This window comes from Alpinimonas psychrophila, from assembly GCF_014137865.1.
GTDB lineage: Bacteria > Actinomycetota > Actinomycetes > Actinomycetales > Microbacteriaceae > Alpinimonas > Alpinimonas psychrophila.
On record NZ_JACGWU010000008.1, the window covers coordinates 45,599 to 64,083 of the forward strand.

18 protein-coding genes are annotated in these 18,485 nt (G+C 59.1%); 10 read left to right on the plus strand and 8 right to left on the minus strand.

Features of this window, described 5'->3' with window-relative positions:
- Window positions 1-125: 125 nt before the first annotated feature.
- Window positions 126-833: a type 1 glutamine amidotransferase gene (locus tag FB555_RS09815; protein ID WP_182485303.1), complete on the plus strand. Its 708-nt coding sequence runs from the start codon at window positions 126-128 to the stop codon at window positions 831-833.
- Here FB555_RS09815 and FB555_RS09820 read toward each other — a convergent pair.
- Both FB555_RS09820 and FB555_RS09825 read right to left on the minus strand, forming a co-directional pair.
- Window positions 808-1,299 carry an HtaA domain-containing protein gene (locus FB555_RS09820; RefSeq protein ID WP_182485304.1) on the minus strand — a complete coding sequence of 164 codons (492 nt, stop codon included), beginning with the start codon at window positions 1,297-1,299 and terminating at the stop codon, window positions 808-810. The genes FB555_RS09815 and FB555_RS09820 overlap by 26 nt on opposite strands.
- On the minus strand, window positions 1,296-2,543 hold the full coding sequence (locus FB555_RS09825) for a cytochrome P450 (protein WP_182485305.1): 1,248 nt from the start codon (window positions 2,541-2,543) through the stop codon (window positions 1,296-1,298). The genes FB555_RS09820 and FB555_RS09825 overlap by 4 nt, the downstream gene beginning before the upstream one ends.
- A gap of 181 nt (window positions 2,544-2,724) precedes the next feature.
- On the opposite strand from FB555_RS09825, the gene FB555_RS09830 reads away from it, so the two are divergent.
- On the plus strand, window positions 2,725-3,222 hold the full coding sequence (locus FB555_RS09830; protein WP_182485306.1) for a MarR family winged helix-turn-helix transcriptional regulator: 498 nt from the start codon (window positions 2,725-2,727) through the stop codon (window positions 3,220-3,222).
- Here FB555_RS09830 and FB555_RS09835 read toward each other — a convergent pair.
- Entirely contained in the window at window positions 3,204-3,896 is a 693-nt protein-coding gene (locus FB555_RS09835) for a gamma-glutamyl-gamma-aminobutyrate hydrolase family protein (protein ID WP_182485307.1), read from the minus strand. The two genes, FB555_RS09830 and FB555_RS09835, sit on opposite strands and share 19 nt — an antisense overlap.
- A 115-nt stretch (window positions 3,897-4,011) precedes the next feature.
- Here FB555_RS09835 and FB555_RS09840 point away from each other — a divergent pair, with 115 nt between their 5' ends.
- The 5 genes from FB555_RS09840 to FB555_RS09860 are packed head-to-tail and all read left to right on the plus strand — an operon-like array spanning window position 4,012 to window position 8,693.
- The gene (locus FB555_RS09840) at window positions 4,012-5,475 is read left to right on the plus strand and encodes an aldehyde dehydrogenase (protein WP_182485308.1); all 1,464 of its coding nucleotides are present in this window, start codon (window positions 4,012-4,014) and stop codon (window positions 5,473-5,475) included.
- A gap of 2 nt (window positions 5,476-5,477) precedes the next feature.
- On the plus strand, window positions 5,478-6,386 hold the full coding sequence (locus FB555_RS09845) for a DODA-type extradiol aromatic ring-opening family dioxygenase (RefSeq protein ID WP_182485309.1): 909 nt from the start codon (window positions 5,478-5,480) through the stop codon (window positions 6,384-6,386).
- Window positions 6,379-7,254 (plus strand): fumarylacetoacetate hydrolase family protein, encoded by an 876-nt coding sequence (locus FB555_RS09850; protein WP_182485310.1) that lies wholly within the window; start codon window positions 6,379-6,381, stop codon window positions 7,252-7,254. The genes FB555_RS09845 and FB555_RS09850 overlap by 8 nt, the downstream gene beginning before the upstream one ends.
- Before the next feature lie 2 nt (window positions 7,255-7,256).
- A complete protein-coding gene (locus FB555_RS09855) occupies window positions 7,257-7,448 on the plus strand; it encodes a ferredoxin (protein WP_220475957.1) in 192 nt (63 codons plus the stop codon).
- A 12-nt stretch (window positions 7,449-7,460) separates the two neighbouring features.
- Entirely contained in the window at window positions 7,461-8,693 is a 1,233-nt protein-coding gene (locus FB555_RS09860) for an NAD(P)/FAD-dependent oxidoreductase (protein ID WP_182485311.1), read from the plus strand.
- Window positions 8,694-8,704: 11 nt separating this feature from the next.
- Here the strand turns inward: FB555_RS09860 and FB555_RS09865 are convergent, their stop codons facing one another.
- Complete coding sequence (locus FB555_RS09865; protein ID WP_182485312.1) at window positions 8,705-10,249, minus strand: PucR family transcriptional regulator; 1,545 nt, start codon at window positions 10,247-10,249, stop codon at window positions 8,705-8,707.
- 150 nt (window positions 10,250-10,399) lie between these two features.
- On the opposite strand from FB555_RS09865, the gene gabT reads away from it, so the two are divergent.
- Together gabT and FB555_RS09875 are read left to right on the plus strand one after the other, a co-directional pair.
- Complete coding sequence (gene gabT / locus FB555_RS09870) at window positions 10,400-11,749, plus strand: 4-aminobutyrate--2-oxoglutarate transaminase (RefSeq protein ID WP_182485346.1); 1,350 nt, start codon at window positions 10,400-10,402, stop codon at window positions 11,747-11,749.
- A complete protein-coding gene (locus FB555_RS09875; protein ID WP_182485313.1) occupies window positions 11,746-13,059 on the plus strand; it encodes a Glu/Leu/Phe/Val family dehydrogenase in 1,314 nt (437 codons plus the stop codon). The genes gabT and FB555_RS09875 overlap by 4 nt, the downstream gene beginning before the upstream one ends.
- Before the next feature lie 10 nt (window positions 13,060-13,069).
- Here the strand turns inward: FB555_RS09875 and FB555_RS09880 are convergent, their stop codons facing one another.
- From FB555_RS09880 to FB555_RS09895, 4 genes are all read right to left on the minus strand, one after another.
- The gene (locus tag FB555_RS09880) at window positions 13,070-13,345 is read right to left on the minus strand and encodes a type II toxin-antitoxin system mRNA interferase toxin, RelE/StbE family (RefSeq protein ID WP_182485314.1); all 276 of its coding nucleotides are present in this window, start codon (window positions 13,343-13,345) and stop codon (window positions 13,070-13,072) included.
- Window positions 13,342-13,617 carry a type II toxin-antitoxin system prevent-host-death family antitoxin gene (locus FB555_RS09885; protein ID WP_182485315.1) on the minus strand — a complete coding sequence of 92 codons (276 nt, stop codon included), beginning with the start codon at window positions 13,615-13,617 and terminating at the stop codon, window positions 13,342-13,344. Before FB555_RS09885 ends, FB555_RS09880 begins: the two co-directional genes overlap by 4 nt.
- An 82-nt stretch (window positions 13,618-13,699) precedes the next feature.
- The gene (locus FB555_RS09890) at window positions 13,700-14,770 is read right to left on the minus strand and encodes an agmatine deiminase family protein (RefSeq protein WP_343046452.1); all 1,071 of its coding nucleotides are present in this window, start codon (window positions 14,768-14,770) and stop codon (window positions 13,700-13,702) included.
- A 40-nt stretch (window positions 14,771-14,810) separates the two neighbouring features.
- Window positions 14,811-16,169, minus strand: coding sequence for a pyridoxal phosphate-dependent decarboxylase family protein (locus tag FB555_RS09895; RefSeq protein WP_246323711.1), 1,359 nt, complete (start codon window positions 16,167-16,169; stop codon window positions 14,811-14,813).
- Window positions 16,170-16,701: 532 nt separating this feature from the next.
- Between FB555_RS09895 and FB555_RS09900 the strand changes: the two genes are divergently transcribed.
- Window positions 16,702-18,480: a hypothetical protein gene (locus FB555_RS09900; RefSeq protein ID WP_182485316.1), complete on the plus strand. Its 1,779-nt coding sequence runs from the start codon at window positions 16,702-16,704 to the stop codon at window positions 18,478-18,480.
- Window positions 18,481-18,485 lie beyond the last annotated feature (5 nt).

Below are 18,485 nucleotides of genomic sequence, written 5' to 3' on the forward strand. Positions count from 1 at the left end.
TTTGTGGCAAGTTTTGTTCAACAACGATATCGTTAGGGAACAAACGAATACTACCTTTCGGTGCCCATTTTTAGTAAATTGCCCGACGATTCGTTGAAGAAATTCCGTCCGGCGAAGGAGCTTTTATGCGGGCACTCATTATCCAACACGACCATGCAAGCCCGACAGGCGCGGTGGGCCGACGCCTCGTTCATCATGGGTTTGACGTCACGGAATTTCTCGTTGTCCCGCAAGACTCATTTGATCAGCCCAATGTTGCCGTTGTGTTTCCCAGTATCGAAGACTTTGACCTCATCGTGCCGCTGGGGGCGCCATGGGGCGCTTGGGATGATGCGTGCATTGGCAACTGGTTGACGCCTGAAATCGAGATGATTCGCGATGCCGTGACCTCGAACAAGCCGGTCCTCGGCATTTGCTTTGGCGGTCAACTCGTTGCACGGGCCATGGGAGGATCTGTGGCACGGGGAGACCACCCAGAAATCGGATGGACCAACATCTGGAGCGATGACCACGAACTTGTCAGCAACGGGCCCTGGTTTCAGTTCCATTTTGATGCGTGGCAGGTTCCCCCGGGTGCCCGAGAAATTGCCCGCAACCCGGTTGCTTCACAGGCCTTCGTTATCAACAAGACTTTGGCGCTCCAGTTCCATCCGGAGCTAGAGGCAGCGTCGTTGATGGGCTGGCTCGCCATGGGGGGAACGGTCAAAGTTATCGACGATGGTCAAGATCCGGATGTCATGATGGCGCAAACGGTCGCCGAAGACCCCGCGGCCGAGGTCCGCACCAACGCCTTGGTGGATGCTTTCCTTAAGCGCGTTGCGGGGCTGATGTAGCGTCGAGCTGCGCGAGAGTGATGTTCAACGGGTCGAAAGGCGTTCCCGCAGGGTACTGACCGATGAACAGCGATGCACCATTCGCGGTCAAGAATGTCGACACCGCGTCCCAGCTCGGAGTACCGCTGGCGGTCTTGCCAAAATCGAGAGTAACCAAATCGAGGCGCTCGCCGTCGTTGTCGACCTTGGCGCTGAGGACTGCTCCGGTCGCCGTGATCTCCACAATGGGGTCGGCAATCATCACGTAGAGCGATCCGCCGTGGCCGCCGAAGCGAACAGCTCCGACGAACTTCAGAGTGCCTAATCCTGTTGCGGCGTCGAACCCGGAGACGTCTTTCTTAGGGAAGGTGAAGACGAACTCCGGGCTGACGGAAGCATCATCGGTAACGGCGTAAAGGCCGTCTTGCATTCCGAGGATGTAGCGAACGAAACTCGCCTTGATCGACCAGTGGAGCCCGTCGGTCATCGCGTGGTGACGCGAACGGGCATGCGCTTGACTCCGTTGATGAAGTTTGACCGCAGGTAGTCAATTTCGCCGGTGAGCTCCATCGTGTCAATGCGGCTGATGAGGTCTTCGAACATGATGATGAGCTCGATACGCGCCAGCGCGTTCCCGAGGCACATGTGAGGTCCGCCACGACCAAAGGTCATGTGCTCATTCGGCATCCTCAAGACATCCAACATGTCGGGGTTTTTGAAGACCTCAGGGTCACGGTTGCCGGAGGCAAACCAGGAGACAACCTTCTGGCCCTTCTTAATGTCAACACCGTTGAGCTCAACGTCGCGTGTTGCTGTGCGGCGGAAGTGGTAGATAGGGCTTGCGTAGCGGAGGAACTCTTCCACAGCCCACGGGATCTTGTCGGGGTTTTCCTGCAGGAAGGCAAGCACCTCAGGGTTGTTGATGAGGTTGTTCATGGTGTGGGCGATGGTCTGGCGCGTAGTTTCGTTGCCAGCCACCACCAACAGGAGGAAGTTGGTGTGGAAGTCCCGATCCGTGAGCGGGATGTTGTCGATGGGGGTCGTGTTGACCAAGAGCGAGACGAGGTCGGTGCCGTTGTGGCCCTGGCGCTGTTTCTTGAGTTCGTCGCCGTAGGCAAAGAGCTCCAACGCGGCGGGGGAACGGAAAGGAACGAGACGATACTTTTCGCTCTCTGGGTCGCTGATGAGCAAGCGCGCATGTTCGGGGTCGGTGTTGCCGACCATTTCGTTACCCCATTTGATGAGTTTGCCGATGTCGCTATCGGGAACATCAAGGAGGCGGGCGAGAACACGAATGGGGAAATCGGCGGCAACCTCTTCGAGGAAGTCAAATTCTTTCTTCGCAAATGCAGTGTCCAGGGTTGTTGCCGTTAGGCCGCGAAGGAAGGTCTCATACTTGGCGACAGCGGACGGCGTGAACTCGCCCTGAAGTAGCCGGCGCATGGCACGGTGGCGGGTGCCGTCGGTCTCGATGAGGGATCGACGCGCTTCTTCTTGTTCGGCGTCTACCTCTTCGAGGTTGGTAAAACGTTCGCTCGTGAAGGTCTCAGAGTCGCGAAGTACCTTGACGATGTCGTGGTAGCGCAAAACAGAGTGGAAGCCACTTCCGCCGTCTGTTTCATCGCTCCAGTGAACGGGGGACTTTGCGCGAAGCTCGGCGAAAGCGTCCCAGGGGGCACCTTTTTCAAACAGGTCAAGGTCGGCCAACGAAATGGATGTCGTGGTTGGCATGGGCGCTCCTCATTGAGATTGTTCGGGTACGAATAATATACACAATAGTACCTTCCGTAGTTCGCGGCTTGTCAAGAGAAATCGCCGCGATAAATATCAATCTCGCATATGGTGAAGGCTGGTTACTTTTTAGGTGGCCACGGGCTGATGATTTCAACAAACTCGGCCAGAGGAAGGCATCATGACCGGCAGTCACACTTTGGTGGAGACCGAAGCCCGCGTTTCACACCGCCTGAGCCACATGACTTTGGATTTCGAAGCGATGGCTGTTACCCACAATCTCTTTCGTGCGGCAAGCGCTGTTCGCAACCATCTTGAGCGCAATGTTCTCTCGGAAAGCGGCCTGAGCTGGACGGCATTCGTGGTTCTCTGGGTGACCTGGATCTGGGAACCCGTCGAAACCCGTGTGGTTGCTTTGGAAAGTGGCATTTCAAAAGCCACCCTGACGGGAGTGCTCAGTACTCTAGAGAAACTAGATTTTGCCGTGCGTACGCGGAGTCCCGAAGACGGGCGCCGCGTACTGGTTACCCTGACTGACGCTGGGCGTGCCCTCATGGAGGAGCTCTTCCCGGCATTTAACCTGCAGGAGGTTGACCTCGTTTCCCACGTACCGGTTGAAAATCGAACAGAACTGGCAACTATGCTTCGCCAGTTGATTTCCTATACCGAACAGGCCTGAATAAAGCCTTCGAATAATTCCGCTTGGGCGAGGTTGGTTTCGAAGTTGTCTTCCGGATGCCATTGAACGCCAAACGCCCAGGCGGGGGAATCAATTTTTACCGCCTCGATGTAGCCCTCGGCTGAGCGAGCAATGACCTCGAGACCCTTCCCCAGCGTGTCGATCATCTGATGGTGATAACACGAGGCTTGAACGACGTTCGTTGAGAGCCCCAATTCGGCAACATACGCATCGATCGTGACCGGGGCCACGTGATGGCGGTGGGGCGCAGCCATGTCCTGCACAAGGGTTCCCCCGCGGGCAACGTTGACCACTTGGAGACCGCGACAAATTGCGAGAACGGGGATGCCCGCCTCCAGCGCGAAGGTAACCATGCCGAGATCATTTTCGTCGGCAAGATCATCCACGTCATAAATTTCGTGGGATTCGATTACTTGGCCGTAGCGAGCGGGGTTCATGTCGGCACCGCCGGGCATCAGCACGCCATCAATGCCGCGCAGGCGTTCGGCCCAATCGCTGCCGCTGACAGGCAGCATTGTCAGCGGCTCGCCCCCGGCATTCCAGACACCCTGCACAAGTTTGCGGGCCCCCACCAGCGCCTCGAAGCGCGTCGCAGAAGTGCTGGAAGCGAAGCGACCAAGAATGGCAATCCGGGGGCGTGGGGATGCTGTCATCAGAAGAGCCTTTCGGAAAATTGGTGAGGATTTTACTGGTCGGACTTTTATATCTCAGGAATAATCATTAGTATACGAATGATTACTTCTACACGACGATGTGAGGCACAGCCATATGAATGAAGTTAGCGTTGCCGGAGTCACCATTGACACCCGCCACTTCATCGGCGGTCAGCGCGTCGCCTCGAAAGAGACGTACACGAACACCTCACCGATTGACGGTAGCTTCTTAGGCGAGATTGCCCGCGGCGGCCAGACAGAGGTAGATGCCGCTGTTGCCGCAGCAAAAGCAGTCTTCCCCGCATGGGCGGCGTTGGGAGCCAAAGGTCGTGGTGAATTCCTCCACACACTGGCCGACCTGATCGAAGCCAACAACGAAGCGCTCTCGCAGCTCGAGACCATGGACAACGGCTCGCTTCTTCGTTCGCACCGCCGGGGGGTCATGCCTCGCGTGGCCATGAACATTCGATTCTTTGCAGACTGGGCCATCAACGAGCTTCACCACGATGTCTTCGAGACGCGCGGTCACACCAACAACGTGAGCTGGGACCCTTCGGGCGTGGCTGCTCTGATTACGCCGTGGAATGCGCCGCTGATGCTGGCGACCTGGAAGATCGGTCCCGCCCTCGCCGCGGGAGACACCGTCGTTCTCAAACCCGCCGAGTGGACGCCCCTCAGCGCGTCCTTCTTCGCCGACCTCACGGTTCAGGCCGGCATTCCCGCCGGTGTTTTCAACGTCGTTCAAGGTTTCGGCAAGGAGGCTGGCGCGGCGCTCGTGGCCCACCCCGACCTCGCCCGCATTTCGTTCACCGGATCTGTTCCGACGGCCAAGACCATTGCTCGGGCAGCCGCTGACAACCTCACCCCCTGCTCCTTCGAGCTCGGGGGCAAGAGTCCGGCCATCATTCTCGGCGATGCCGACCTTGACCTCGCTGTAGAAATTGCCGTCGAGCAGTATGACAACGCCGGGCAGGTTTGCCTTTCGGGAACGCGCCTGTTGGTGCACGAAAGCATTGCCGTCGAGTTCGCGGCACGGTTCGCGGCCAAGGCAGCAACTCTTAAGCAAGGCGACCCGCGCGATCCCGACACCGATATCGGGCCCCAGATTCATCAGGTCCACTTCGATCGCATCAAGGGATTCGTCGATCGCGCGAAGGCCGACGGCGAAAATATCGTGATGGGAGGCGAGCCCAACGCAGAACTGGGCGGCCTCTATTTCCGTCCCACTCTGGTCAAGAATCCTGCTCAGAATTCCGAAATTCTCACGAGTGAGGTCTTCGGTCCTGTGCTGTGCATGCAGACCTTCGTCACCGATGACGAAGTCGTTGCGATGGCCAACGGTACGGAGTTTGGCTTGGCAGCCATTGTGGTTTCGGGCGACCGAGCGCACGCCCACGCGATCAGCTCACAACTTGTGGCGGGCACTATCTGGGTGAACTGCTTCTTCGTGCGCGACCTCAAGGCCCCCTTTGGCGGTTCCAAGAAATCCGGCATTGGCCGCGATGGTGGAACCTGGTCGTTTGATTTTTACGCAGATATTAAGAACACCGTAGTTTCACCAAATGGATGGAAGGAATAACCATGGGCGAAGTAGTAGGCGCAGCAATTCTGGCGCACGTTCCCACGATCATGCTCCCCAAAGAGGTTCGTTACGAACTGAATGAGGGCAAAGAAACATCGCTGGTCCCGGGCCTAGAGAAGCTCCGCAAGGACGTCTTTGAGACGCTGGATTACGACACCGTTATTGTCATGGACAGTCACTGGGCGACGACGGTCGAGTTTGTCATCAGCGCCCACGAGCACCGCGAAGGCAAGTACACCGCTGAGGAGCTACCTCGTGGCATGTCACAGGTTCCTTATTCCTTTAAAGGTGACCCTGAGTTCGCGGAATCCGTCGTCAAATATGACGAAAAGAACGGAACATGGATCACACCCATCTCCGATCCGTACCTCCCCGTCTTCTACGCCACGATTAACCTCTGGGATTACCTGGGCAAGGGAATCGACAAGAAGTGGGTCAGCGTCTCGGTCTGTCAGACGGCAACGACCGAGGACTACCTTCGTGCAGGCCGCGCGCTCGGCGAAGCGATTCGGGACTCGGACCGCAAGGTGTTGATTCTCGCCTCCGGCGCCTTGTCACACACGTTCTATAAGCTGCGCGATTTGCGCAAGCACGAGGCCAGTGATCCGATTCATATCTTCTCGCCCGAGGCTCGCGCCGCCGACGAGGAACGCATTGAATGGTTCAAGGCTGGAGATCACAAGCAGGTTCTTGAGACTATGCCGGAGTTCCTGAAGTACAAGCCAGAGGCCAACTTCAGTCATTACCTGATGATGGCCGGCGCGCTCGGCGAAGAGGCCAACACCTCCAAGGCCGTGATGTACTCCGAGTACGAAAACTCGGTCGGCACCGCGCAGATTCACATGTATTTCCCGAAGCCCGAAGGCGGCTTCCCTCTCCCTAAGGACTTGGTGCTCTCGCGTGACTGAATATAGAAGAATTCTGCTGGATGGCGCCGTCGTGCAAACCGTGCGCGAGGGCGAGATGTTGGTGGCCGCTGACGGTCGTCGTGTTGCCATTGCGGATGCCCACCACCTGCCTCCCGCGGAACCCACGAAGATCATCGCCGTGCACCTGAACTACGACAGCCGCACGCAGGAGTTCATGACGAAGCTTCCTGCTGCCCCCACGTATTTCCAGAAGCCCCTCACGGCCATCAACAGCCACAAGGGTGCCGTTGTGCGCCCCGAGGGCTGCAAGTGGCTCAACTACGAGGGTGAAATCGTCATCGTGATCGGCAAGACGTGCCGCAACATCGCTCCCGAGGATGCCGGCGAATACATTGCGGGATACACCATCGGTAACGACTTTGGGCTCCATGACTTTCGCGATACGGATGCGGGATCCATGTTGCGGGTCAAGGGTTCAGACACCCTTGCTCCGGTTGGTCCGGGCTTGATCACGGACTGGGATTTTCGCAACAAAGTCATCCGCACGTACGTGAACGGTGAGGTTAAGCAAGAGGACAACACCGACAACATGGAGTGGGACATGCATTATCTGGTGGCCGATATTGCGCGTACCATCACGTTGCTTCCCGGTGACATGCTGTTCTCCGGTACTCCCGCAAACTCGCGTCCGGTGCAGCCCGGCGATGTCGTCGAGGTTGAAGTTGAAGGACTCGGCCGGTTGAGTAATACCATCGTGGTAGGCCCCACGCCCATCCGCAAGGATGTGGGTGCGCAACCCACCGAAAGCGAAGAGGTCATCTCGACCGCCATGGGGGGCGATTGGGAGTTCCGTGGAATTCGCACGCCCTCAAAAGACCTATACCCATCCACTGTGGAGGAAAAATAACCATGATAAAGATTCACGTCGACATGGACAAGTGCCAGCACTACGGACAGTGTGTTTTTGAAGCGCCCACCGTCTTTGCCCTCAATGAGGATGACAAACTCGAGTACCACGCCACCGCGGACGACAGTGAGTTGGAAAACGTTGAGCGCGCCATCGATGTTTGCCCCATGCAGGCAATCGCCTTCGCCAAATAGGGTCGCGTCATTATGATCCGTCCCATCGTTATCGTCGGCGCATCCATGGGTGGGCTACGAGCGGCGGAGTCGTTGCGAAAAGGCGGATACACGGGTGGACTCGTCGTTATTGGGGATGAGTCCCATGCCCCCTACAATCGACCCCCGCTCTCCAAAGAGGTTCTCGCGGAACACGTGGACCACGCGGCCGTGGCTTTTACGATTCCTCCCATCCTCGAAGATGTGGAGTGGGCCTTGGGAAGTCCCGTTGCCAGCGCTGACCTCCAGGTCCAGTCGGTGACAACCGCGGATGGTCGCGTCCTCGACTATTCCGCCCTGATTATTGCTACGGGCCTCCGCCCCCGCCGCCTCGAATTTGAAGGTATGCCGCCACGGGGCAGCCATGCCATCCGCACACTGGACGATGCTATGGCGCTGCGGTCCGAGCTTAAGCCAGGCGCTCGCGTCGTGGTCTACGGCGCAGGATTCATCGGCTGTGAAGCAGCTGCCACGGCTCGCAAGCTCGGGGCAGAAGTGACCGTGGTTGGTAAAGGCTCGGTGCCATTGTTGCGTCCCTTGGGGGAGCAGCTAGCTCGTGATATTCAGTCCCGCCAGGAAGCGCACGGCGTGAAGTTCGTCATGAATTCGAACCTCGTGCGGATAGCGGGAACCGAAACTGTTACCGGTGTCGTTCTTGACTCGGGGCTCACACTGGCGTGTGACGTTCTGATTGAGGCAATTGGCTCGGAGCCGAATGTAGAGTTCTTGCAGGGCAATGACATTGATATTGAATCCGGGATCCATGTCGATGGCACCCTGCATGCCCTTCGTGTAAACGGCCAACCGTGGGAGAACGTCTTTGCCATCGGTGATGTGGCCCGTTTCCCGATTCCCCAGTTCTGCGAAACCACGAGGCGCGTCGAGCACTGGAACATCCCCACGGAGATGGCGCGCAAGGTTGGTCAAATTCTTTCCGCGACCATGACGGAAAACCCCGCCTTGGCGGATCATCTCGCAAAACCTTTCGCGCCCATTCCAAGTTTCTGGAGCGACCAGTTCGAGGTCAGCCTCCTCTCCTATGGCCTGCTTGATCAAGCCGACGATATTCGCCTTCTTGAGGGAGCTGTTGGGGGGAACTGTGTTTATGGTTACTTCAAGGGCGAGTCCATGGTCGGCGTGTGTGGCATTGGCATGAGATCAAAAATCATGGGTTACCGCAATAGCGTGGGCCTCACCCCTGAGGGTGGCTCGAGCGCCCTTTCTTGATGGGGGTGAAGTTAGGGTGCTGTTGACAGGAGTGCCCACAGCTCGGCACGCCCTTCAAAGGTGCTGAGGGTCAGGCCGAGCGTCGATTCGATCAGCTCGAGCCGGTTGCGAAGAACGTGGCGGTGGAGCCCGACTTCTTTGGCGGCGGCATCGCCGTTGCAGTTGTGGGCGAACCACGCCCGCGCAAACGTGATCAATTCATCCCCGTCGGGACGATCCTTCAGTGCGGCAAGCCGCAGCGTCGCGTAATCGGCCAGCTCTTCGCGGTCGAGAAGCTCCCAAAAACCCTTGATGTTCGCATCCCCCCAGTCGACAACGGCGACATCATCGCGTGCGCTGGAGAGAGCCATGACAGCTTGGTCCAAGCCTTGCCGGGCTTTGTGAGGTGGGACGGCGCCAGAAAGACCCGCACGCATTCCCCCCTGCGCGAGAAAGTTTGCGACCTGACGGCGGTGGGTGTTGGCGAAGACGAGCACGAGGTCATCATCGTGGCACGCGACGAGGCGTTCTATGCGCGCCATGGCGGGAGTCTCCCTCAACGCGGCTTCCACGCTGTTACTGCGGTTGGCGCCGCCGCCGATGACAGCGAAACAGAGGGTGGGTGTTCGGGGGAGCCAGGAATCTCCCAACGGCGGAAACTCCCGAGCAGCGTCGTAGTGCCCCTCCAACAGCATGGCCAACACGCCGCTCTGTGCCGTCATTCGCTCGGTGGCCCGCTCTGCATCATCGCGAAACGAGATCTCGCAGAGCGCCACTGCAGTTGTGATGACCGCCATCGCTGCTCGGTCGAAACGGTCGGGACCTGAGACGCTCAGAACGCCAAACATTGCGTTTTGCTCGCCCAGGGTTTGAAAAACGGACTCCGTGCCGTCTGTGCTGAGCGAGCTCCCCGCGCGCCGTTTGTTCCCGAGCAGGCGCGTAGCTTCTGCCATCAATGCCTGTGCGAGATTCTGCACGGGCGTCCGGTCCTGAGTGGCTTCCTTGCCGGCTGCGGTCGGCGAGCCACCGAAAGACTTCGCTAGGCGTCCGTTCGCCTCGATGATGCAGACCCGCGCCGTGAGTTGGCGAGCCAGCTCCGCCAAAACGCCATCGACTCCATTGCCCTTGATGACCGTGAGCGAAATGGAACTTTGGGCGTTGCGGCCCCACTCCGCTCGGGCTTTTGCCTTGCTCGCGATGGCATCGGAAATCCAGCGGATAATCGCGATGAAGGGAGTGTCATAGGGCACCTCGATCAGGCTCATGTCGGCGGTTTGGCAGGCCGTGATGAGTTCGGGGGGCGTGCCGGTCACAAAGATTTCGGTGCCGAATCCAATCCCCACAATTCCATCCGCCGCGAGATTGGCGACGTACTCATCGAAGGGCTGTTGGCCGGTCCAGTCGGCAAACTGCCGCCCCGTGGTCAGCAGCACCTGACCGGGGGAGAGGAATGGCCGCGGATCGGCGAGGTCGGAGTTCGCGACCCAGCTGATGTCCTGCCTCAGTGATAACCCGGGGTGCAACACGCGAAGCGAGAGTGGCCGGTGAAGGACGAGGGACTGCAACGTTGGGTCCATTTCACCGAGCATATTCGGTGCGCTACGCAACTGCCAATTCGGAGATAACAGCAGGATATTTGCCAATTTGGCAGACGTGGAATCGCAGCATCATTTCTATCCTTGAGAGTAATTCGATTGTATAAAATATAGAGAAAGCTGCCTGTGGAAATGTCTCCTCAACTTGCCCCCGTTCGGACCTCCGCCATCGTGCAAGAACGCGTCCTCAAGACAGCGATTCCTGGCCCCGCATCGCTGGCGATGTTGGAGCGCAAGCAGTCCGCAATTTCAAGTGGTGTCGGCATGGTGATGCCCGTTTTCGTGGCCGCCGCTGGGGGTGGAATCCTGGTCGATATTGATGGAAACTCGCTCATCGACCTTGGCTCTGGTATCGCTGTGACCACCGTGGGCAATGCCGCCCCCGAGATCGTACGGGCCATCACCGACCAGGCAGAACTTTTCACTCACACGTGCTTCTCGGTGACGGGTTACGAAGGGTATGTTGCCGTATCGGAAGCTCTCAACCGAATCACCCCGGGAACGCACCCGAAGAAGAGCGCCTTGTTCAACTCCGGTGCTGAGGCCATCGAAAATGCCATCAAGGTGGCGCGCTACTTCACGGGCCGCCAAGGTGTCGTGGCGTTCGATCACGCGTATCACGGTCGCACGAACCTCACGATGGCACTCACGGCCAAGTCAATGCCCTACAAGAGCGGTTTTGGCCCCTTCGCCTCCGATATTTATCGCATGCCCATGTCCTACCCCTACCGCGACGGAAACCTCTCGGGCCCGGCGGCCGCGGAGATTGCGATCACCCAGATCGAGAAGCAGATTGGGGGGAGCAACCTGGCCGCGATCGTCATCGAGCCGATTCAGGGAGAAGGCGGGTTCATTGTCCCAGCGCCAGGATTCCTGTGCAGGCTTGCCGAGTGGGCGACGGAAAACGGCGTCGTCTTCATAGCGGATGAGGTCCAGTCGGGTTTCGGCCGCACCGGGCGGCTCTTCGCCTGTGAGCATGAAGGAGTCATTCCCGACCTCATTGTCACCGCCAAGGGCATTGCCGGGGGAATGCCGCTGTCGGCTCTCACTGGTCGCGCGGAGATAATGGATGCCCCCCATGCCGGTGGCCTCGGCGGAACCTATGGCGGAAACCCGTTGGCCTGCGCCGCCGCACTCGCTGCGCTGGAGTTGTACGAGAACGGCGGTTTGCTCGAGCGTGCCCGCGAGATCGGTGAGCTTCTGATTGGCAAACTCGAAACCTTGCAGGCACGGGATGCTCGCATTGGGGACATCCGGGGCCGCGGAGCAATGATCGCTGTGGAACTCGTGAACGCCGAGACCGGAGACCCTGACGCGGCTCTCACCTCGCGCGTCGCCGCAGCCTGCCACGCCGACGGAGTCGTCGTGTTGACCTGTGGAACCTATGGCAACGTGATCCGCTTTCTGCCACCCCTGGCCATCTCCGACGAACTTCTCATCGACGGGCTCGCCGTTCTCGCGCACGCGCTGGAACTGTCATGACCGACATCCTGGCTCGCCCCACTTCGACGACGAGCGTCGCCCCGGCGCAGGCTCCCGATCAGGTCCCCGTGGCTACGCCCCTCGAGGACGCGCGTCATCAACTCGCCGATGCCGTGCGCATTATGGGATATGACGAGGGCACCTATCTGATGCTTGCTTCGGCCCGCCGTGAGCTCACGGTTAGTGTGCCTCTTCGTCGGGACGACGGCTCAATCGCCCTGTACACAGGCCATCGGGTTCAGCACAATGTTTCTCGTGGGCCGGCAAAGGGCGGCCTTCGCTATAGTCCTCACGTGACGCTGGACGAGGTGCGGGCGCTCGCCATGTGGATGACCTGGAAGTGTGCCCTGATTGATGTTCCCTACGGTGGGGCAAAGGGCGGCATCGCCTTTGATCCTCGCACCCACAGCACCACTGAACTTGAACGCATTACGCGGCGTTACACCACAGAGATTCTTCCCCTGATTGGGCCGGAGCGCGATATCCCGGCGCCCGATATTGGCACGAACGAGCAAACGATGGCGTGGATGATGGACACCTACTCCGTCAGCCAGGGATACACCGTGCCGGGAGTCGTCACGGGAAAGCCCATCAGCTTGGGTGGATCCTTGGGACGCGCCAGTGCAACATCCCGCGGTGTCGTGCACGTTGCCGAACAGGCGTTGCGGCGCCTCGGCATTGAGCCTGACGGTAGCACCTCCGCCGTTCAGGGCTTTGGCAAAGTTGGTCGCGATACCGCGCGATTCCTCGCTCAACTCGGCTCGCGAGTTGTCGCCGTGAGCGACCAATATGGCGCGATCTTTGCGTCCCAGGGGTTGAATATCGAACTCCTCGCTGATCACGTCGATCTCACCGGGGGCGTGAGCGGTTTCATCGGCGGAGAAGAACTTGATCCCACGGCCCTGCTCGAGCTCGAGGTCGACCTCCTGGTCCCCGCCGCCGTTGAGGGTGTCCTTCACGCGGAGAATGCGAGACGAGTTCGTGCGCGCCTCATCGTTGAGGGCGCCAACGGTCCCACGACGCCAGAAGCGGATGCCATCTTGGAGGCAGCTGGAATCCTCGTCGTGCCTGACATTCTGGCTAATGCCGGCGGTGTGGTCGTGTCCTACTTCGAGTGGGTGCAGGCCAATCAGGCGTATTGGTGGACGGAACATGAGGTCAACACTCGCCTCGAAGAACGCATGAAGAGCGCGTGGGATAACGTCATTGATTTCTCCGCCAAGCGCGACCTGTCCCTCAGGGTTTCGGCAACCTGTTTGGCGTTGGAAAAAGTTACCCAGGCGCACCGCCTCCGCGGCCTTTACCCTTGATGGGCTTTGGCTAGAGGCTTCGATACACCTCACGGCGGTGGGCAACTCGGAGGGCCAGAACAAGAAGTTCTGAGTCTCGAATTGTGTAGATGATCCGATAGTCGCCGACCCGAATTCTCCAGAGGTTCGTGAAGCCAACGAGTTGGCGCGTTCCGCTCGGTCGCGGGTTGATGCCCAAGGCGTCGATTGCCTTGACGGCCCGGCGGGCGACTGTTTGGTCGAGCTTTCTCAGTTCCTTGAGAGCTTCCGCCGCATATTCGACGGTAAAACGCTCGGCCGAGGTCACAGGCCGAGGATTCGCTTAACCTCTTCAGCGCTGACGGTGTGACTTCGACCAGCCTCGATTTCGGTCAGTCGCTCCGTCGCAACGCGACCATCCTCGTTATCAAGCATTTCTTCATATTGCTCGACAAGCTCGGCGGGCACAATCGCTGCAGCGCGCTTCTGGCCCCGACCTCGCGTCACGTAGGTGATTTCCCCACCGAAAGCAGCCCGATTTACTGCGTCAGAAAACTGATTGCGTGCCTGGCTCACAGAAAGTTCGATGTTTGTGCTCATGCCTCAAGTATGCGCCTCAGTCGCAAAAAACGCCAGTAACGCCAAAAGCGCCAAAAGCGCCAAGTTAGAGCGAGCGAGCGGGCTAGGCTTTGGGCTGCTGCTGCGTGATGCAGTGGATGCCGCCACCGCGATCAAAGAGCGGCCGGGCATCGACGAGCACGATTTTGCGCCCCGGATATGCCTTCTTCAGGATCTTACGGGCACGCTCGTCGCCCGGATCGTCGAAGGCGCAGAGAATGACGGCACCGTTGCAGACGTAGTGGTTGATGTAGCTAAAGTCGACCCATCCCTCGTCGTCCTGCAGGACATCGGGGGCGGGAACCGCCATAACTTTCAGTTTGCCGGTTGAGCCAGTGATCTCCGCGGCGGGCGTACCGGGGGGAGTCTTGCCCACGGCTTTGAGAACGCGGCGGGTCTCCGCGCTGATCCAGAAATCAGGATGCTCGGCATTGCGTTGGTCGTGAAAAAGCACGGTGTTCTCGCTCGCGAAGCACGCGACAATGTCGATGTGACCGCGAGTCCCGAACTCGTCGTAGTCGCGGGTGAGGCCGCGAGGCATCCAGATGATGCGCGAGGCGCCGAGGGTGCGCTTCAGCTCTTCCTCGACTTGGAGGCGACTCCAGCCGGGGTTGCGCCCCGCATCCAGCTGCACGGTATCGGTCACCATGACGGTGCCCGCACCATTAACGTGGATGCCCCCGCCCTCGTTGACCAAGGGGGAGTCGAGCACGGTTATGCCCGCGGCGGCGCTCACGCGGGAGGCAATGAGAGAGTCATGCTCCCACGACGCCCACTTTTGGCCACCCCAGCCGTTGAACACCCAGTTGACGCCGGCGAGCTTGCCATCGGAACCGCGCACGAACGTAGGACCGATGTCGCGCATCCAGGCATCATCGAGACCTGCTTCCAAGAGTTCTACCGCGTCATCGAGCCACTCGCGAGCAACGCCCACGGCGGAGGGGTCGACGACGACGGTCACAGGCTCAAACCGCACGATGGCATTCGCCACAGCCGCCCAGCAGGCGCGGGCCTCATTCGCCTCGGCCTCTGTTTCTCCCAGGGTGTAGCCAGACGACGGCCACGCCATCCAGGTACGTTCATGTTCTTCCCATTCGGCGGGCATGAGCCAAGGACGATCGCCGCCCAACGTCACGAGAGGCGCCCTGCAATAGTGAGGTCCATAGTGGTGTCCTTTAGATCATGGTGTCGAGGATTTGGGTGAGATCCTCGAACGTTGTCTTGGGGTTGACGATAGCGAAACGTGTGTTGGGGGCGCCTTGGTGCGAACTGGGAACGACAAAGCCAACCCCATCGTCTAGGAGCTTGGCTGACCACCGAGAGTAATCCTCCAGCGTCCATCCCTTCTTGGTAAAGACGACAACGGAGAGTTGCGGATCACGAACAAGCTCCAGGTCGGGGCGCTGCCGAATTTCTTCGGCAATCAGATGAGCCAAGCGAATGTTGGTCTCAATAGCCGCGCGGTACTCGGCAATGCCATAGGTCGCGAGCGAAAACCAGAGCGGAAGACCGCGGGGCCGGCGCGTGAGGTTGTAGGCGTAATCGCTGGGGTTCCACTCGTTGGCATCGGTGAGCGCATCGAGGTACTCCGCGTGCTGGGTGTGGGCACGGCGTCCCAGTTCGGGTTCGCGGTAGATCAAGGCGCACGCGTCAAAGGGAGCAAAGAGCCACTTGTGGGGGTCAACGATGAAGGAGTCGGCCAGACGCATGCCAGCAAACAGCGGTTTCGTTGTGGGGGCCAGCATGGCGGCCACGCCGTAAGCGCCATCGATGTGGAACCAGACGCCGTGCTCCTTGGTCACACGACCGACGCTCTCGAGATCATCAACGATGCCAAAGTTTGTGGTGCCTCCGGTAGCGACGACCGCGAAGACGCCGTCCCAGTCACCTTCCAGGGCGGCCTCCAGTGAGGGACCGGTGAGGCGTCCATGGTGGTCGACAGGAATCGAGACGACCTCGACGTCCATGACACGGGCCGCAGCCTTCAGGGAGGAGTGGGCTTCGCTACTGCATGCGAACCTCCAGCGGGCGGGGCGAGGCAGACCGGTGGCCGTAAGGGCATCCTGAGCGGTGTGGCGGGCCGCAACGAGGGCAGAGAGGTTCCCCAGCGTTCCGCCCTGAACGAAGACGCCACCGGCACCGAGGGGAAGTCCCGCTTCGGCAGCGAGCCATTCGAGGACCTCATTCTCGGCGTAAACCGCGCCCGCGCCCTCCATCCAGGATCCGCCATAAATGGTGGATGCCGACACAACGAGGTCAAATAGCGTCGCGGCTTCCGTGGGGGCGGAAGGAATGAAGGAGAGGTAGTTGGGGTGGTCGACCGAGATGCAGGCGGGGGCCAGCACGTCTTCAAAGAGCTGGAGGGCAGCCTCACCGCCGAGCCCCTTTTCGGTGACAGTGGGGGGAACGGTGCTCCGAAGGTGCTCATAGGTGACAGGGCCGTCGAGCGGCGCGGGGTCGTAATTCATTCGGCGGCGTGCGTAGTCAAAAATACGTTCGCGGAGTTGCATGGTTTCTAGGTCGAGGGTGTGCATGTGATTAGCGTGATTGGCGGTCATGGTGTGGTGGTTGTCCACTCTGTAGCTCTTGCAGGGCGCCCGCCACGACGTCTGTCGTGCGACTGGGGCTTTTCACCTGCGGACTCTGAGCTTAGCTTTCGTACCGACACGCCGAAAGGGTCGCACCTCCCATTTTGTTCGGGATGCAACTTTGGCGTCTTTCCGGGAGAGTTTCGGGTGTTGGACCAAAATGATAAAAAAAACTCCAAAACACTACATGTAGTGGAATGACAGAGGTGTCATTCCCGTTATATAGTAAGAGTCCACCGCAGGGGTGCGGCAGAGATGATTCATAATCTCGACTTAAATTTTCTTTCTCAGGAGGCAACAATGGACTTTGACAACAACGACAACATCGGTGGCTACGCAGTACCCGTCGACCCCATGGACCTGTTGCAGTGTGACAGCTGCCAATAGGCATTGAGATTTTTTCGCGGGTAACCGCACAACAACCCCCCGGGCCAGTATTGGTCTGGGGGGTTGTTGCACTAGGCACTAATCTTGGTAAATGTTGGAGAAAACGCGCGCATTACTTCGTGTGCGAATCGGGCGAGTGATTGGCCCACACTCTGCTTCGCTCACCGTTGGTCTCTGGGTTCTGATTCCCCTTACTCTGGGGACAGCTTTTTCGGATGCAGAGAATCAGACGGGGATTCAGGCGGCTTGGATTTTGACTGCCTTGCAGGGTTTTGTCCTTGCGGTGGTTTTCTTTTCCGTGGGCGGCATCATCGCCAGTCGATTTACGAACCCTCGCAACAGGACCATCGCATTCTTGACCCTTTTTGCTTTGACAGAGCTTGTGCGGTCGATTGCGGTGACAATTTTGGCCTATCAGGCAGGAGCCCTCGAGAGTATCAACTGGAGCTTTCGCATCACCGCCGGCCTCCTGACCGGCATCGCCGCCTTCTCCGTTGTGTCCATCGTCGTCAATGAAGTGTTTGTTTTTCGTGAGAAGCTCAACGAACTTGTCGTGCGGCGAACCAGGCTTGAAACCCTTCAGAATCGCTCGGAGCAGGAACTCGCGGCCGTGCGTGCTGAGACCCTCCGCGATGTGCGGGAACGTGTGGATGAAGCGATTCAAACACTGACGGTCGACGCGACGAAGACTTCCTCAAGCGCGCCTAGCGTTGTGGCAGCCCTTCTTGACGTCTCTGACAAGGTCATCCGGCCCCTCAGTCATGATCTCATGCGCAAGCCGCGGGTGATGCCCAGCACCAACGAACCGGTGCCTGAAAAGCGCAGTGGCGCCTCGTTCATGCTCGACTTCATTACGCGCGTGGAGCCGATCCGTCCCAGGTCGTTGCCCGTCATGCTCTTCATGCTTGGATTTGGTGCAGCCGCGACCCTGCTGCCGTTCGGCATCGGTGTTCTGGTTCTTCTTGTCTGGTTGTCGGTGATGGGAGGCATCCTGTGGATCGCGACCCGTCTGGTCGGCCCGTATTTGGCACGTTGGAAGGTCGCGACGCGTATTATCGTGGTCTCGGCAATCAATGGGTTTGTGGCTGTCGGGGCGGGCCTGAGCGCTGCCATCCCTGCTGGATATCAGCCCACCCAGTTGGTGCTCACGCTCATTTACACCACGGTGGTCTTTAACGGCGTGGCGTGGGCTATCGCGGTGCCGCCAGGGCTCAGGCAAGCTCATCGCGAAATTTTGCTGGAAACCGAAGCCGTTAACGCTCGCCTCGCGTGGAACGTCTCCCGCGACAACTCATTGCTGTGGGCAGAGCAGAAACAGCTGTCGCGCACACTTCACCAGGAGATCCAAGGCACCCTTCTCGCTGCTGCCTTTCGCCTCCAGCGTGATATTGAAGCAGGAGGCGACACCGAGCAGTCCCTTGCGGAGGTGCGGGAGCTCATTACGGTTGCGGCGCAGCAGTCAGTGACCCCTGGGGCAGTACACGCATTAAAAAAAGGTCTCGGCGAAATTCGGGATCGCTGGGCGGGAGTGATTGACTTCACCTGGGACTGCGACGAGGTTCTGAGGAATCGCCTCGACAAAGACGACCTGACGAGGCACATCGTCTATGACGTCGTGGGGGAGTTCATTACGAACTCGATTAAACATGGTCAGGCAAAAAATGCCGTTTTGTCGATTCTGGCACTTAGCGAGGATTCCATTCGCCTCAGCTTGACAAACGATGGCGCACCTTTGCCGAGCGATGCAGTGCCCGGGCTGGGCACTCGATTGGCCGAAAATGTGGGACTTGCCGCCGGTTTTATGCCGAACACCGCAGGAATCGAATTTCATGTCGACCTCACGCTGGAGCAGGATGCGGCGCGGGCGTAATCTCT